This is a genomic window from Streptomyces sp. NPDC058637, from assembly GCF_042717325.1.
In the GTDB taxonomy this organism is placed as follows: Bacteria; Actinomycetota; Actinomycetes; order Streptomycetales; family Streptomycetaceae; genus Streptomyces.
Window position 1 is genome coordinate 274291 of the sequence record NZ_JBHXRD010000001.1, and the last position, 14926, is coordinate 289216.

A 14926-nucleotide genomic window follows, 5' to 3' on the forward strand; every position below is an offset into this window, starting at 1 on the left:
CTAGTGTTCTGCGCCAGAGATTCGTTGGCAGAAGCGGGGCCGCTCCAGGGCTTCCTGGATGACCTCGCCGCGCATCCCTCCACGGGTGAGTTTCCCGACTGCGCCGAGATCGGTCAGGGCGTCACGCCAGGCGAAGCTCTTGCGGTAGGGCCCGGCGTTGTCCGTCAGGACGCACTCGATACGGTCAATGCCGTGTGCGGTGAAGAAGGCTGCGGCCCGGTGCAGCAAACCGGCGCAGGTGGCAGCCTTCTCATCTGCGTGGTTCTCGCTGTAAGCGAGGCGGGTGTGGTCGTCAACGGCGGAGTGGGCGCAGTCGAGGCCCATCCTCTTGCGGGTGGTGCGGCCAGCCTGACGGCCCAAGGCCTTGTGGCCACCACCGTCGGGGATCCGGCCGAGCTTCTTGACGTCCACGTGGATCAGCTCACCGGGGCGGTCACGTTCGTAGCGGCGGATGACCTGTCAGGTGGGCCGGTCCAGGAAGACCAGGCGGTTCAGTTCGTGGCGGACCAGGATGCGGTGCACGGTCGAGGCGGGCAGGCCCAGGACCGGGCCGACGCAGGCGGGGCCGAGCTTGCGCTCCTGCCGCAGACGTCATACCCAGGCCTCGACCGTGCCCGTCGTGCGATGCGGTGTCGTGCGCGGACGGCTGGAGCAGTCCGGCAGTCCTTGCTCGCCTTCGACCCGCCGGCGGCGCACCCACTTGTGAGCCGTGGCGCGTGATAACGCCCATCTCCGCGGCCACGTGCGCCACGGGCGACCTGTGCGGAGACATTCGACCAGTAGCCGCCTGCCGTGAACGGTCAGCCGGGCACTACGGCGGGACACGAAGACCTCCGTGCGGTGAAGACTCGGCACCTGCACCACACCGGAGGTCTTCGCCATGATCAAACCCGGCCGGTGTAAACAACGCTCGTGATCAATACGCCTAGTCCCTGTCGGAAGGTTCGCTCCCAGCCTCTCCGCTGTCTCTGGTCTGCCACAGGCTGCCCCCTTCGTACTTGCTCCGGAGCAGGGGAATCACAGCGCTGGGAATGCGGAATCCCTTCGCCCAGGAAGGGTCGACGGCGTGACCGTAGACGGTGGTCAGCAGGAAGGGCTCCCCACCCGTCAGCACTCCTACCGCCTGCAAATCCCTCGACAGGGTGCCGATCGGTTGGGTGAAGCCGCGGAGTCTGCGTGTCTCGTCATAGCCGGCAAGCTCGTACACCGCCTCCCTGTCCACAAACCCGCCGTTCGCCGCAGCTGCAACGATCGCTTTGACTCGGGATGGGTAGCGCCTCATCAACTCGTCCATGAACACCGCCAGCGACTCCGCCGTCCAGGCCCCCTCTTCGAAGTCTTCGGCGGCCGATGCCTCACCCAGTTGCTCGAGGTCGCGGACCGAGCCTTCGTCCACGTTCAGTTCGAGGAGTTCCTCGGCCCAGCGGAGCAGTTCGCTTGGAGTGAGCATGTAGAGGTCTACCCGGGCGTGCTCCCGCAGTTCCAGGAGGAGTTCGGCACGGGGGCGTGGCGGGATGTCGTATCCGCGGCTGGTCCACCAGTCCTTCTTCACGTCCCCGGTGACCAGCAGAACGTCGCGCCCACGGTGCCGGGCCTCCGCCATGAGCTGGACCCACAGAAGGTAATCACCGGCAGCCAGCTCAGGTTCCTTGGTGCGGAAGTCCTCGTGTCCCGGCGGTATCCCCTCATCGGCGCGCTCCTGTGCCTCTTTCACGGCCTTGTCGTACTCGTCCGGCGGCAGCGGCTCGCCGATCCGCCCGTGCAAAAGCGGTTCAAGGACGTTGAGCACCGGGTCGGTGTGCGTGGTGGCTGTTTCCTTGAGCGCGTCGCACTCCGCCTGTGCCCGGATGAACATTTTGAGGCTGTCGGCCGCTTTGGTGAGTTCGGTCAGGTCTTGGTCAGTCCGCTGCGCAGCCTCTTCGTCGTCCTTGAGCTGAACGGCGGTCAGCCAGGTGGTCACTGCTGTCCGGGCCGCCTTGACCGCCTTGTCGAGTGCGGTGCCCGCTTCATTGGCCTTGGTCGCGTGGTGATGGCGTACGGTCGCCGACTCGCGGTTGCGCCAGAACTCCGTGAGCACCTGGTGTGGGATCCACAGTCGCTCGCGGAGCCTGGCGAGGGCGGCAAGCATGTCCCGGCGGGTGCTCTCGTTCGAGCGGTAGAGATTGAGCAGCACATTGGTGTCGAGCACCACCAGACCGGAATCGAAGATCCGCTCATAGTCAGAGCGAAGTGGGCTCCGGTGGGCCTCGTCGCAGTCAAAAATGCCCCGGCCCTGCGGCTGGTCGGATGTGGCGTGCGGTGCCGCCATGAAACGCCCCCTGGAATCGCGATGCGTACCAGCATCCCCGGCTGGGTGCGCGGGGAAAGTCTTACAGGGCCGCGCTCTGGGGCGCAGGTACTTTCGTCTCACGCGGGCAACAGGCTGAGGGCAGTGAGCCAGCCTCTCACGGCGACCCACTTGGACATCGTCAGGCGCGCACGTCCCGCTGCTGCACTTCCTTGAGGACCGCCGCCACCGTGGCGAAGTCGTTGTCGACGTGGAGCACGGTGTGGCCGTGATGAACCGCGGTCGCACACACCAGAAGATCGATGGGCCCGGCGGCTCGGTGCTGTCCCTGCTGGGTGAGCTTGTACTGCGCGGTATCGACCCAGCGCCACGCGTTCTTGGGAACTGGCGAGGACTGGCAGAGAGCATCCACCTCTTCGGCCAACTCGTCGCGGTGGGCCGGGCTGGTGGCCGAGTAGAGGAACTCCGCCCTCGTGGGCTCGCAGATGTGGAACACGCCCGCGGCGATGTGCCCTTCCCAGGGCAGCAACGCCCCCGGCGTGCGAAAGAGGTGCCAGAGCGCGGAGGTGTCGAGGAGGTACGTGATCACTCGAAGGCTGCCCGCCGGGCGCGCTTGGAAGCCGCATGCGCCGCAGCCGCGGCCTCGAACTCGCCCCGCTCACCCCGCGCGACCAGCTTTTCGGCAGCCTCCAACCGCTTGATGCGCGCCACGTAGTCCCGCAGAGCCCCGTTGACCGTCTCTTTCTTCGTCGAGACACCCATGAGCCGCATCGCCTCGGCCAGCGCCTCGTCATCGAGATCGACCTGGGTAACAGACATACCAGCCACCCCTCACCGAGAGTCCGTGATGTACATAACCACGATACATCACCAACATTCCCTTGCGCGGGCCATCACGCACGAGGCAGACGCGACCCGATCGCCGACAGACTCCCGCAAGCCACAGTCACGGGCGCCACACCCCTGGCCTGGCCGCAACCCGAAAAGCGGGACCACTTCGCCGGGGAACCATGGGTACGGATGCTCGGTGCAGGTGAACCCCTCACGGGAGGGCCGTGGGACCGTTCTTAACGCTCCCACGGACGCTTCGCCGCAAAAGCCCAGGTCACAGCCGTTCACGGCTCGGCTTCGATGCACGAAGGCTCACGTTCGCCACACCCCGCGAGGCGTCCGCTGCACGCAAAACACCCCGGAAAAGAGCGTTTCCCCAGGTCAGAACGATTCTGCCTGGGCTTTCATGGTGGGGCGGGTGGGACTCGAACCCACGGCCGACGGATTATGAGTCCGCTGCTCTAACCGGCTGAGCTACCGCCCCGTTACGGCGTGGCGCGTACATGTGTGCGCGCCGTCTGCCGCAGCATAGCCGGTCATACGATCTCTTGCTGCGGTTGGTCGCCTTCGCGTGACCATGAAGACAGCCCTGCGTGCTGCCCGGTTCCGGCCGCCGGGAAGTCGCCCCGAAGGAGTCGCCCGAGGGTCCGCGAGGGCCTTCGCGGGGCACGCGAAAAAGGACCCCGAAGGGTCCTCTTCCGTTCCGCTCCCCCGACTGGACTCGAACCAGTAACCCTCCGGTTAACAGCCGAATGCTCTGCCAATTGAGCTACAGGGGATCGCGCTCCCCCGACTGGACTCGAACCAGTAACCTGCCGGTTAACAGCCGGCTGCTCTGCCAATTGAGCTACAGGGGATTGCTGCGTTGCCTCGAATCGTACCTGCCTGGCGGCTGCCGGGCGGCGGACGTTCGCTGCGACACATACATTAGCGCAAGCAGGGGGGTGCTCCGCCAATCGGTATCGCCCGGGGTGATCTCCGGTGTGCGTGGGTAGGCGGGCAGCACATGTCGCACAGAGCGAAGGAAGGGTGGCAGCCATGCGGTACCGGCTCACGTTCATCGCCGGAGTGGCCCTCGGATACGTGCTCGGCACGCGAGCCGGGCGCGAGCGTTACGAGCAGCTGAAGAAGTCCGCGCAGCGGCTCTCCGAGAATCCCGCCGTGCGCAACGCGGCGGAGTCGGCCGCGCAGGGCGGCCGGGAGTTCGCGGGCAAGGCGTACCACTCGGTCAGCGAGAAGGTGGGGGACAAGGTGCCCGTCTCCGTCTCGGACCGGGTGCGTTCGCTGCGGGAGCGCAGTGGCCACAACGGTCACACCGGCAGCGACGACTGGGGCACGACGAACACCTGACCAGGGCCCGTACCGGGTGCCGGACGGCGCCCGGTACGGAATGGTCCGCGGGTGCGGCAGAATCTGGGTATGGGCATAGTCGCCGGCTTGGACAGTTCATCCGCCTTCACACACATCGTCGTCTGCGACACGGACACGGGTGAGGTGCTGCGGCAGGGGTACGCCGCGCATCCCATCGAGGCCAAGTCCTCCGAGGTGGATCCGCAGGCCTGGCTGCTCTCACTCGGTGAGGCGGCCTCCGGTGGGGTGCTCGAAGGTGTGCAGGCCATCGGTGTGTCCGCGCAGCAGCACGGCCTGGTGCCGCTGGACCGCCAGGGCAATCTCGTACGTCCCGCGCTGCTCGGCAACGACCGGCGGGCGCAGGTCGCCGCGGCCGATCTGATCGACGGGCTCGGCGGGCGGCAGGCCTGGGCCGAGGCCGTCGGGTCCGTGCCGCAGGCCACGCAGCCGGTGTCGAAGCTGCGCTGGCTGGCCAAAACCGAGCCGGAGAACGCGCAGCGCGTCGCCGCCGTCATGCAGCCGCACGACTGGCTGGTGTGGCAGCTGCTCGGCCGGCCGGTCCGCCGGACGACCGACCGCGGTGCCGCTTCCGGCACCGGCTACTGGTCGGCGGGCTCCGGCTCCTACCGGCCCGACCTCGTGGAGCTCGCGCTCGGCCATCAGGCCGCGCTGCCCGAGGTGCTGGGCCCGGCCGACGCCGCCGGGACGACGCCCGAGGGGCTGCTGATCTCGGCGGGCACCGGCGAGACGATGGCCGCGGCTTTCGGGCTCGGGGTCGCGGTCGGGGACGCCGTGGTGTCGCTGGGCGCCTCGGGTTCGGTGATGGCCGTGCACCACGAGGCGCTGGCCGACCCGAGCGGGATGATCACCTCGTTCGCCGACGCGACGGGGATGCACCTGCCTGTGGTCCACACGTCGAACGCGGTGCGCGCGCTGCGCGGCACCGCGGAGATGCTGGGCCTGGACGATCTGGACGAGCTGTCCGCACTGGCGCTGAAGTCGACCCCGGGTGCCTCCGGGCTCGTGCTGCTGCCGTACCTGGAGGGCGAGCGCACCCCGCAACTGCCGCACACCGCGGGGACGCTGAGCGGACTGCGGCGCGAGTCGATGAAGCCCGAGCATCTGGCGCGGGCGGCCTTCGAGGGGATGCTGTGCTCGCTGGCCGACGCGCTGGACGTGCTGCGCGGCCGGGGCGTGGAGGTGCGGCGGGTGTTCCTGCTGGGCGCGGCGGCGGAGCTGCCGGCCGTGCGGGCGCTGGCGCCCGCGGTGTTCGGTACGCAGGTCGTCGTACCGCAGCCGGCGCAGTACGCGGCGGTGGGCGCGGCCCGGCAGGCTGCCTGGGCGCTCGGGGTGTCGCAGGGGTCGCTCGACCCGCGTACTCCCCCGGCCTGGCAGGGGGCGGCGGCGCAGGTGCTGGAGCCGGGCGAGGAGCTGACGGTGGGCCGGGCGGTGCGCCAGCAGTACGGGGCGACCCGGGACCAGATCCATCCCGGGGCGTTCGGCGGCTCGGCCTGAGGGTCGCGGGGCACGGGCCCCGGAAACTTCCGGGCCGGGACCCCGCGGTCAGGGGCCGAGGGCCTACGGTCCGGGGTCGGGGTCCTGCGGTCCCGGGGTCGGGGTCCTGCGGTCCCGGGGTCGGGGTCCTGCGGACCCGGGGTCGGGGTCCTGCGGACCGGTCTTTTCTTGACCCGGGCTTGAGGAAAAACGTTGGAAGTCCTGGTGCGGCGTACCGGAGGATGGACCGGCCTCTGCCCTTCGCCGACTCCGAGAGAACCGCGTGCTCATAAAACTCCTGCGGACCTATCTCGGTCCGTACAGAAGACCGATCCTGCTGCTGGTGCTGCTCCAGCTCCTGCAGACCTGCGCCACGCTCTATCTGCCCAGCCTCAACGCCGACATCATCGACAACGGTGTCGTGAAGGGGGACACGGGCTACATCCTGGAGTTCGGCGGCGTGATGATCGTCGTCAGCCTCGCCCAGGTCCTCTGCAACGTCGGCGCCGTCTACTACGGCGCCCGGACCGCCTCCGCGCTGGGGCGTGACGTACGCGCGTCGGTCTTCGACCGGGTGCAGTCTTTCTCCGCACGTGAGTTCGGCCGCTTCGGTGCTCCGTCGCTGATCACCCGTACGACCAATGACGTGCAGCAGGTCCAGATGCTCGTCCTGATGGCGTTCACCCTGATGGTCTCGGCGCCGATCATGTGCGTCGGCGGCATCATCATGGCGCTCGGCCAGGACGTGCCGCTGTCCGCGGTGCTGCTGGCCGTGGTGCCGGTGCTCGGCATCGCGGTGAGCCTCATCGTCAGGAGGATGCGACCGCTGTTCCGCACGATGCAGGAGCGGCTCGACACGGTGAACCGGGTGCTGCGCGAGCAGATCACCGGCAACCGGGTCATCCGGGCCTTCGTCCGTGACGGTTACGAGGAGGAGCGCTTCCGGGGCGCCAACACCGAGCTGACGGCCGTCGCTCTGTCGACGGGCCGGCTGATGGCGCTCATGTTCCCGACCGTGATGACGGTGGTGAACCTGTCGTCCGTCGCCGTGGTCTGGTTCGGCGCGCACCGCATCGAGAGCGGCGGGATGCAGATCGGTGCGCTGACCGCGTTCCTCGCCTATCTGATGCAGATCGTCATGTCCGTGATGATGGCCACCTTCATGTTCATGATGGTGCCGCGCGCCGAGGTCTGCGCCGAGCGCATCCAGGAGGTCCTGGAGACCGATTCGAGCGTGGTGCCGCCGGCCGATCCGGTCACCGAGCTGCTCACCCACGGTCATCTGGAGGTACGGGGGGCCGAGTTCCGCTACCCGGGTGCCGAGGAGCCGGTGCTGCGCTCGGTCGATCTGGTGGCGCGGCCCGGCGAGACGACCGCGGTCATCGGGTCGACGGGCAGCGGGAAGTCGACGCTGCTCGGGCTCGTACCGCGGCTGTTCGATGTGACGGACGGCGATGTGCTGGTCGGCGGTACGGACGTGCGGACGGTGGATCCCGTCCTGCTGGCGAGGACCGTGAGCCTGGTGCCGCAGAAGCCGTACCTGTTCTCCGGGACGGTCGCGACGAATCTGCGGTACGGGAACCCCGACGCGACCGACGAGGAGCTGTGGCACGCGCTGGAGGTGGCCCAGGCGAAGGAATTCGTGGAGCTGCTGGAGCACGGCCTTGACGCGCCGATCGCGCAGGGCGGCACCAATGTCTCCGGCGGTCAGCGGCAGCGGCTCGCGATCGCGCGGACGCTGGTGCAGCGGCCGGAGATCTACCTCTTCGACGACTCCTTCTCGGCGCTGGACTACGCGACGGACGCGGCGCTGCGCGGTGCGCTCGCCCGGGAGACGGCGGGAGCGACCGTGGTGATCGTGGCGCAGCGGGTGTCCACCATCCGTGACGCGGACCGGATCGTGGTGCTGGACGAGGGCCGGGTCGTCGGGACGGGCAGTCACCGCGAGCTGATGGACGGCAATGAAACGTACCGGGAGATCGTGCTCTCCCAGCTGACGGAAGCGGAGGCCGCCTGATGGCCGGGCCGGGCGGACGGATGATGGCCGGTGGGCCCACCGAGCGGTCCATGGACTTCAAGGGGTCCGGGAAGCGGCTGGTGAAGAGGTTCAGCAAGGAGAGGTCCTCGCTGTACCTGATGCTGGGCGCCGGAACGCTGAGCGTGGCGCTGTCGGTGGTCGGGCCGAAAATCCTCGGTGCGGCGACGGACCTGATCTTCGCGGGGGTCGTCGGCCGGCAGATGCCGGACGGCCTGTCGAAGGCCGAGGCCGTCGAAGGGCTGCGGGAGGACGGCAGCGGCGGGCTGGCCGACATGCTGTCCGGGGTGGACTTCGTCCCCGGCGAGGGCATCGACTTCGGTGCGGTGGGGAACGTCCTGCTGGCGGCGCTGGTGGCGTACGTCCTCGCCGGACTCCTGATGCTCGTGTCGACGCGCCTGTCGATCCGGGTGATCAACCGGGTCGTGTTCCAGCTCCGCGAGGACCTCCAGACGAAGCTGGCGCGGCTGCCGCTGTCCTACTTCGACCGGCAGAAGCGCGGCGAGGTGCTGAGCCGGGCGACGAACGACATAGACAACATCTCGCAGACGATGCAGCAGACGATGGGCCAGCTCATCAACTCCCTGCTGACCATCGTCGGCGTACTGATCATGATGTTCTGGATCTCGCCGCTGCTCGCCCTGGTGGCGCTGGTGACCATTCCGCTGTCGGTGTTCGTCGCGGCGCGGGTGGGCAAGCGCTCGCAGCCGCAGTTCGTGGCGCAGTGGAAGGTGACGGGCAAGCTCAACGCCCACATCGAGGAGATGTACACGGGGCACACCCTGGTGAAGGTCTTCGGGCGGCAGAACGAGTCCGCGAGGGACTTCGCCGAGCAGAACGACGCGCTGTACGAGGCGGGGTTCAAGGCTCAGTTCAACAGCGGGATCATGCAGCCGCTGATGATGTTCGTCTCGAACCTGAACTATGTGCTGGTCGCGGTCGTCGGCGGTCTGCGGGTCGCCTCGGGTGCGCTGTCGATCGGTGACGTGCAGGCTTTCGTCCAGTACTCGCGGCAGTTCTCGATGCCGCTGACGCAGGTCGCCTCGATGGCGAACCTGGTCCAGTCGGGCGTCGCCTCGGCCGAGCGGATCTTCGAACTGCTGGACGCGGAGGAGCAGGCGCCCGATCCGGTGCCGGCCGAGCGGCCCGTGGAGCCGCGCGGCAGCGTGGCACTGGAGAAGGTGGCCTTCCGGTACGACCCGGAGAAGCCGCTCATCGAGGATCTGTCGCTGCGGGTGGAGCCGGGTCACACGGTCGCGATCGTCGGTCCGACCGGGGCGGGCAAGACGACGCTCGTCAATCTGCTGATGCGGTTCTACGAGGTGACGGGCGGCCGGATCACCCTCGACGGGGTCGACGTGGCGAAGATGTCGCGGGACGAACTGCGCTCGGGCATAGGCATGGTGCTCCAGGACACCTGGCTGTTCGGCGGCACGATCGCGGAGAACATCGCCTACGGGGCCTCTCGCGAGGTCACCCGGGAGGAGGTCGGGGAGGCCGCGAGGGCGGCCCACGCCGACCGGTTCATCCGTACGCTGCCGGACGGCTACGACACGGTGCTGGACGACGAGGGGTCCGGGGTCAGCGCGGGTGAGAAGCAGCTGATCACCATCGCGCGGGCGTTCCTGTCGGACCCGGTGATCCTGGTGCTCGACGAGGCGACCAGCTCGGTGGACACCCGTACGGAGGTGCTGATCCAGAAGGCGATGGCGCGGCTCGCGCACGGCCGGACGAGCTTCGTGATCGCGCACCGGCTGTCGACGATCCGGGATGCCGACGTGATCCTCGTGATGGAGAACGGCTCGATCGTCGAGCAGGGCACGCACGGCGAGCTGTTGGCGGCCGAGGGCGCCTACGCCCGGCTGTACGCGGCGCAGTTCGCACAGGCGCCTGCCGAGATCGACTGAGCGCCGGTGGGGCAGCCGCTGGAAGGGGCAGGGGATGGCTGACGAGGACGGCTGACGAGGACGGGACGAGCCGCGACGGGGCGGGCCACGGGAGGCCGCGTCGCGCTCGGCATTCGGGCTCGGCGCCGCGGTCGGCGCGGTGACCGGTGATGTCGCGACGGGTGTCGGCGTGGGGATGGCCCCGGGCGTCGCGGTCGGCGCGGCGTCCGGCGGCGCGCGGCGCGCGGCGACGGCGGAAGGGTGCCGGGGGCTCCTGATCCCGGCGGGTACGGGATCCTGCACTCCCGTAAGGATCCGGGGTCCCTGACCCCGGATCCGTACGGGATTCCTGCGCTCCCCGGCGGATCCGGGGCCGACGCCCCGGGCCCGCCGGTCACGGGCTCAGTCCAGGTAGCCGCGGAGCTGGTCGGCGAAGGCGTGGTCGCGGAGTTTGCTCAGGGTCTTGGACTCGATCTGCCGGATCCGCTCGCGGGTCACACCGAAGATGCGGCCTATCTCCTCCAGGGTGCGGGGCCGTCCGTCGTCCAGGCCGTAGCGCAGCTGGACGACCTTCCTTTCACGCTCGCCCAGCGTGGACAGGACCACCTCCAGGTGTTCGCGCAGGAGGAGGAAGGCGGCGGACTCGACGGGTGAGGCCGCGTCACCGTCCTCGATGAGGTCCCCGAAGGCGACGTCGTCCTCCTCGCCCACGGGGGCGTGCAGGGAGACGGGTTCCTGGGCGAGGCGCAGGACCTCGCCGACCCGCTCGGGTGTCAGGTCGAGCTGGACCGCGACCTCCTCGGCGGTCGGCTGGTAGCCGCGCTCCTGGAGCAGGCCGCGCTGGACGCGTACGACTCGGTTGATCAGCTCGACGACATGGACCGGGACCCTGATGGTGCGGGCCTGGTCGGCGAGGGCCCGGGACATCGCCTGGCGGATCCACCAGGTCGCGTACGTGGAGAACTTGTAGCCCCGGGCGTAGTCGAACTTCTCGACCGCCCTGATCAGTCCGAGGTTCCCCTCCTGGACCAGGTCGAGCATGGTCAGGCCCCGGCCGACGTACCGCTTGGCCACCGAGACGACGAGGCGCAGGTTGGACTCGATGAGGCGGCGCTTCGCCATCCGTCCCATGACGACGATCCGGTCCAGGTCGAAGGCGAGCCGGGAGTCCGGGTCGGGAGTGCCCGCCAGGCGTTCCTCCGCGAAGAGCCCCGCCTCGACGCGGCGGGCGAGGTCCACCTCCTCCGCCGCCGTGAGCAGCGGGATGCGGCCGATCTCCCGCAGGTACTGCCGGAAGAGGTCGGACGACGGGCCGCCGGTCTCCGGGCGGTGCCGCTCCGGGGGCTCGGGGGCCTCCACCGGTTCCTCCAGCACGGGGCCGGGTGCGTCCGGGGGCGGGGCGGCCGTCTCCGGATGGCGCGTGGCCCGGTTCTGCGCGGAAATCGCCGGGACATGCTCGGTCGTGGTCGTCACGGTCCGGGTCTGCACGGGGGCGACCTCCAGGTGATCGCTGCCGGACCGCGGGGATGGGGGGCCCGCCCTGGGTGGACCGTCCGCGCTCCGATGACTCAGGCACCGCCACCCAGTGTGGGGTACGACACATCACTGCCACGAGGGGCGTGCGGTGACTTTCTGGGACCGGTCCGTGACCGGTCGGTCACCGGGCGGGGCGGCCGGTGTCGCGGATCAGAGCGCGGCCGCGCCGTGGCTCCGGAGCGACTGGGCGTACTGCTGGAGGACCCAGACCTCGTTCTGCGCGGCGGCCAGATGCTCCGGGGCGACGTTGCTCCCGAGGCGGGCGAGGCTGCCCTGGACGTCGTCGATCCGGCGGTCGACGGCGCGCAGGCGGACCTTGACCAGGTGCTGGCCCGCGTACGACTCGTCGATGGACTTGCCGTGGAAGACCTCGACCGCGAGCTCGGTGACGAGCTTGCGCACCGAGTCGTTGGGGGTCGCGTCGAGCACCTGGACCAGGTACTCGCGGGTCTCGGCCAGCCCCTGCTCGGCGCCGCCCGCCTCCGCGATGCACTGGCGCACCGCCGCGTACGGCGGGGCGGTGAACTCGTCGGTGCCGTAGGCGTCGAAGGCGGGTGAGACGAGTGCGGGCTTCTGCAGGGCGAGCTTGAGCAGTTCGCGCTCCGTGCGGTGGGCGGGGCTGCGGAGGTTCAGCGCGGGGCCGGACGGGGCGACGGGCTGGTGGCCCTGCTGGTGCTGCGTGCCGGAGCCGGCGGGGGCTCGCGCGGGTCCTCGCTTGTCTCCTCGCCCGCGGGCCCACTGGGCGAGCTGGTTGACCCGGTGGACGACGAATTCCTGGTCGAGGATGCCGACGAAGCCCGCGAGCTGGACGGCCACCTCTCGCTGGACGCTGCTCGTCTTGATCTTGGCGACGACGGGCGCGGCCTCGTCGAGCGCCGCGGCGCGGCCCGCCGGGGTCTCCAGGTCGTAGCGGCCGACGATCTGGCGCAGCGCGAACTCGAAGAGCGGGGTGCGGGGTTCGACCAGGTCACGGACGGCGTCGTCGCCCTTGGCCAGGCGCAGGTCGCACGGGTCCATGTCGTCCGGGGCGATCGCGATGTACGTCTCGGCGGCGAACTTCTGGTCGTCCTCGAAGGCGCGCAGGGCCGCCTTCTGGCCGGCCGCGTCGCCGTCGAAGGTGAAGATCACGCGGGCGCTGCCGTTGTCCATCAGGAGCCGTCGGAGGATCTTGATGTGGTCGTTGCCGAACGCCGTTCCGCAGGTGGCGATGGCGGTGGTGATCCCGGCGAGGTGGCAGGCCATGACGTCGGTGTAGCCCTCGACGACGACGGCCCGGCTGGACTTGGCGATGTCCTTCTTGGCGAGGTCGATGCCGTACAGCACCTGGGACTTCTTGTAGATCGACGTCTCGGGGGTGTTGAGGTACTTCGGGCCGTTGTCGTCGTCGCGGAGCTTGCGGGCGCCGAAGCCGACGATCTCGCCGGAGGTGTCGCTGATGGGCCACATCAGCCGGCCGCGGAAGCGGTCGATGGGGCCGCGGCGGCCGTCCTGGGAGAGGCCGGAGCTGATGAGTTCCTTGTCGCTGAAGCCCTTGCCGCGCAGGAAGCGGGTGAGGTGGTCCCAGCCCGCGGGGCTGTATCCGACGCCGAAGTGGGCCGCCGCGTCCTGGTCGAAGCCGCGCCCGGCAAGGAACTTCCGGCCGATCTCCGCCTCGGGGCCGTCGAGCTGCTCGCGGTAGAAGTCAGCGGCGATCTTGTGGGCCTCGACCAGCCGGATGCGCTCGCCACGCTGGTGGGAGGGGTTGTAGCCGCCCTCCTCGTACCGCAGGGTGATGCCCGCCTTGGCGGCGAGACGCTCGACCGTCTCGGAGAAGGTGAGGTGGTCGATCTTCATCACGAAGGCGATCGTGTCGCCGCCCTCCTGGCACCCGAAGCAGTGGAAGAGACCCTTGCTGGGGCTGACCTGGAAGGAGGGGGACTTCTCGTCGTGGAAGGGGCACAGGCCCTTGAGGTTGCCGCCGCCCGCGTTGCGCAGTTGGAGGTACTCGGAGACGACGGCGTCGATCGGGACCGCGTCCCGTACCGCCTTCACGTCGTCGTCGTTGATCCTGCCTGCCACGAGTGAAGTCTACGGGTGGGGCCGGACATCCGGGACCGGCCGGCGGCGGGGACGGGGTGTCCGCCGCCGGCCGGTCCCGGATGCCGGGCGGGTCAGAGCAGGGTCCGCAGCGGCACCGACGGGTCTCCCAGGGCGTCCGGGTCGATCTGCCGGCCGGACCGGACGAACTCCTGGACGGTCTCGGTGACGTCCCACACATTGACGTTCATCCCGGCGAGCACCCGGCGGTCCTTCAGCCAGAACGCGATGAACTCCCGCTTGCCGGCGTCCCCGCGGATGACGACCTGGTCGTACGAGCCCGGCGGGGCCCAGCCCGAGTACTCCAGGCCGAGGTCGTACTGGTCGGAGAAGAAGTACGGGACCCGGTCGTAGGAGACCTCCTGGCCCAGCATGGCCCGGGCGGCGGCAGGGCCGCTGTTCAGGGCGTTGGCCCAGTGCTCCACCCGGAGCCGGGTGCCGAGCAGGGGGTGCTCCACGGCCGCGATGTCCCCGGCGGCGAAGATGTGCGGGTCCGAGGTGCGCAGCGAGGCGTCCACGGCGACGCCGCCGCCGTGCGCCCGGTCGGCCATGTCGAGCCCGGCGGCCTCGGCGAGGGCGGTGCGGGGCGCGGCGCCGATCGCGGCGAGCACGTCGTGGGCGGGGTGCTCCTCGCCGTCGTCGGTGCGGGCTGCGAGGACCAGGCCGTCCTCGCCGGTGATCTCGGTGAGGCGGGCGCCGAAGTGGAAGCGGACGCCGTGCTCGGTGTGCAGGTCCGTGAAGATCTGGCCCAGCTCCGGGCCGATGACGTGGTGCAGCGGGGTCGCGGAGGGTTCGACGACGGTGACCTCGGCGCCGTAGCCGCGGGCGGCGGCGGCGACCTCCAGGCCGATCCAGCCGCCGCCGGCGATCACCAGGTGGCCGTTGTCGCGGCCCAGGGCGGCGAGGACGTTGCGCAGCCGGTCGGCGTGGGCGAGGCGGCGCAGGTGGTGGACGCCGACCAGGTCGGTGCCGGGGATGTCGAGGCGGCGGGGTTCGGCGCCGGTGGCGAGCAGCAGCTTGTCGTAGTGGACGACGGTGTTGTCGCCGAGCTGGACGGACCGGCCCTCCCGGTCGACGGAGGTGACGACCTGGCCGAGGTGGAGCTCGATGTCGGCCCCGGCGTACCAGGCCGTCTCGTGGACGAAGACGCTGTCCCGCTCGTCCTTGCCCGCGAGGTACCCCTTGGACAGGGGAGGCCGTCCGTACGGATGGTCGCGCTCGTCCCCGATCAGGATGACCCGGCCGGTGAAACCCTCCGTCCGGAGCGTCTCGGCCGCCTTCGCTCCTGCCAGTCCTCCGCCGACGATGACGAACGTCCGGTTTGCGTCGACCACTTGAAGCCTCCTCGGTGCTGTGCTGCGCGGCGCCACCACCTGCGAGCGTCCCGCACGCGGCGTGATGGCGAAAGGGGGTGTGTCCCGGTCAGGTCAC

General features: G+C 69.8%; 12 protein-coding genes and 3 tRNA genes. 4 read left to right on the forward strand and 11 right to left on the reverse strand.

Annotated elements, in window-relative coordinates; genetic code table 11:
- The 8 genes from ACFWVP_RS01305 to ACFWVP_RS01340 all read right to left on the reverse strand — a co-directional run bounded on the left by ACFWVP_RS01305 (nucleotide 1) and on the right by ACFWVP_RS01340 (nucleotide 3975).
- The gene (locus tag ACFWVP_RS01305) at nucleotides 1-411 is read right to left on the reverse strand and encodes a hypothetical protein (protein WP_384492865.1); all 411 of its coding nucleotides are present in this window, start codon (nucleotides 409-411) and stop codon (nucleotides 1-3) included.
- A gap of 180 nt (nucleotides 412-591) precedes the next feature.
- Nucleotides 592-882 carry a leucine zipper domain-containing protein gene (locus ACFWVP_RS01310; protein ID WP_384492866.1) on the reverse strand — a complete coding sequence of 97 codons (291 nt, stop codon included), beginning with the start codon at nucleotides 880-882 and terminating at the stop codon, nucleotides 592-594.
- A 43-nt stretch (nucleotides 883-925) separates the two neighbouring features.
- Nucleotides 926-2308, reverse strand: coding sequence for a PIN-like domain-containing protein (locus tag ACFWVP_RS01315; protein ID WP_384492867.1), 1383 nt, complete (start codon nucleotides 2306-2308; stop codon nucleotides 926-928).
- Nucleotides 2309-2468: 160 nt separating this feature from the next.
- A complete protein-coding gene (locus ACFWVP_RS01320) occupies nucleotides 2469-2876 on the reverse strand; it encodes a PIN domain nuclease (protein WP_124265741.1) in 408 nt (135 codons plus the stop codon).
- Entirely contained in the window at nucleotides 2873-3106 is a 234-nt protein-coding gene (locus ACFWVP_RS01325; protein ID WP_028426397.1) for a type II toxin-antitoxin system VapB family antitoxin, read from the reverse strand. Before ACFWVP_RS01325 ends, ACFWVP_RS01320 begins: the two co-directional genes overlap by 4 nt.
- A gap of 419 nt (nucleotides 3107-3525) precedes the next feature.
- Nucleotides 3526-3602 (reverse strand) — tRNA-Ile (locus tag ACFWVP_RS01330).
- A 222-nt stretch (nucleotides 3603-3824) separates the two neighbouring features.
- Nucleotides 3825-3897: transfer RNA gene (locus ACFWVP_RS01335), tRNA-Asn, on the reverse strand.
- Nucleotides 3898-3902: 5 nt separating this feature from the next.
- Nucleotides 3903-3975, reverse strand: a tRNA-Asn gene (locus tag ACFWVP_RS01340).
- A 181-nt stretch (nucleotides 3976-4156) separates the two neighbouring features.
- On the opposite strand from ACFWVP_RS01340, the gene ACFWVP_RS01345 reads away from it, so the two are divergent.
- From ACFWVP_RS01345 to ACFWVP_RS01360, 4 genes are all read left to right on the forward strand, one after another.
- Nucleotides 4157-4468: a YtxH domain-containing protein gene (locus ACFWVP_RS01345; RefSeq protein ID WP_384493011.1), complete on the forward strand. Its 312-nt coding sequence runs from the start codon at nucleotides 4157-4159 to the stop codon at nucleotides 4466-4468.
- A gap of 69 nt (nucleotides 4469-4537) precedes the next feature.
- Entirely contained in the window at nucleotides 4538-5983 is a 1446-nt protein-coding gene (locus tag ACFWVP_RS01350; protein ID WP_384492868.1) for an FGGY family carbohydrate kinase, read from the forward strand.
- A 262-nt stretch (nucleotides 5984-6245) separates the two neighbouring features.
- A complete protein-coding gene (locus ACFWVP_RS01355; protein WP_384492869.1) occupies nucleotides 6246-7979 on the forward strand; it encodes an ABC transporter ATP-binding protein in 1734 nt (577 codons plus the stop codon).
- The gene (locus ACFWVP_RS01360; RefSeq protein WP_384492870.1) at nucleotides 7979-9904 is read left to right on the forward strand and encodes an ABC transporter ATP-binding protein; all 1926 of its coding nucleotides are present in this window, start codon (nucleotides 7979-7981) and stop codon (nucleotides 9902-9904) included. Before ACFWVP_RS01355 ends, ACFWVP_RS01360 begins: the two co-directional genes overlap by 1 nt.
- A 381-nt stretch (nucleotides 9905-10285) precedes the next feature.
- On the opposite strand, the gene ACFWVP_RS01365 is transcribed toward ACFWVP_RS01360, so the two are convergent.
- From ACFWVP_RS01365 to ACFWVP_RS01375, 3 genes are all read right to left on the reverse strand, one after another.
- Complete coding sequence (locus tag ACFWVP_RS01365; RefSeq protein WP_384492871.1) at nucleotides 10286-11371, reverse strand: RNA polymerase sigma factor; 1086 nt, start codon at nucleotides 11369-11371, stop codon at nucleotides 10286-10288.
- A 198-nt stretch (nucleotides 11372-11569) separates the two neighbouring features.
- Nucleotides 11570-13477 carry a DNA primase gene (gene dnaG, locus ACFWVP_RS01370; RefSeq protein WP_384492872.1) on the reverse strand — a complete coding sequence of 636 codons (1908 nt, stop codon included), beginning with the start codon at nucleotides 13475-13477 and terminating at the stop codon, nucleotides 11570-11572.
- Between the two features lie 92 nt (nucleotides 13478-13569).
- On the reverse strand, nucleotides 13570-14829 hold the full coding sequence (locus ACFWVP_RS01375; protein ID WP_384492873.1) for an NAD(P)/FAD-dependent oxidoreductase: 1260 nt from the start codon (nucleotides 14827-14829) through the stop codon (nucleotides 13570-13572).
- Nucleotides 14830-14926: the final 97 nt, after the last annotated feature.

What these genes read in the sequence shown, in the direction of transcription:
- ACFWVP_RS01315 (WP_384492867.1), bottom strand. Translation starts at nt 2,308, where the DNA reads ATGGCGGCACCGCACGCCACATCCGACCAGCCGCAGGGCCGGGGCATT.
- ACFWVP_RS01345 (WP_384493011.1), top strand. Translation starts at nt 4,157, where the DNA reads ATGCGGTACCGGCTCACGTTCATCGCCGGAGTGGCCCTCGGATACGTG.
- ACFWVP_RS01310 (WP_384492866.1), bottom strand. Translation starts at nt 882, where the DNA reads ATGGCGAAGACCTCCGGTGTGGTGCAGGTGCCGAGTCTTCACCGCACG.
- ACFWVP_RS01325 (WP_028426397.1), bottom strand. Translation starts at nt 3,106, where the DNA reads ATGTCTGTTACCCAGGTCGATCTCGATGACGAGGCGCTGGCCGAGGCG.
- ACFWVP_RS01360 (WP_384492870.1), top strand. Translation starts at nt 7,979, where the DNA reads ATGGCCGGGCCGGGCGGACGGATGATGGCCGGTGGGCCCACCGAGCGG.
- ACFWVP_RS01350 (WP_384492868.1), top strand. Translation starts at nt 4,538, where the DNA reads ATGGGCATAGTCGCCGGCTTGGACAGTTCATCCGCCTTCACACACATC.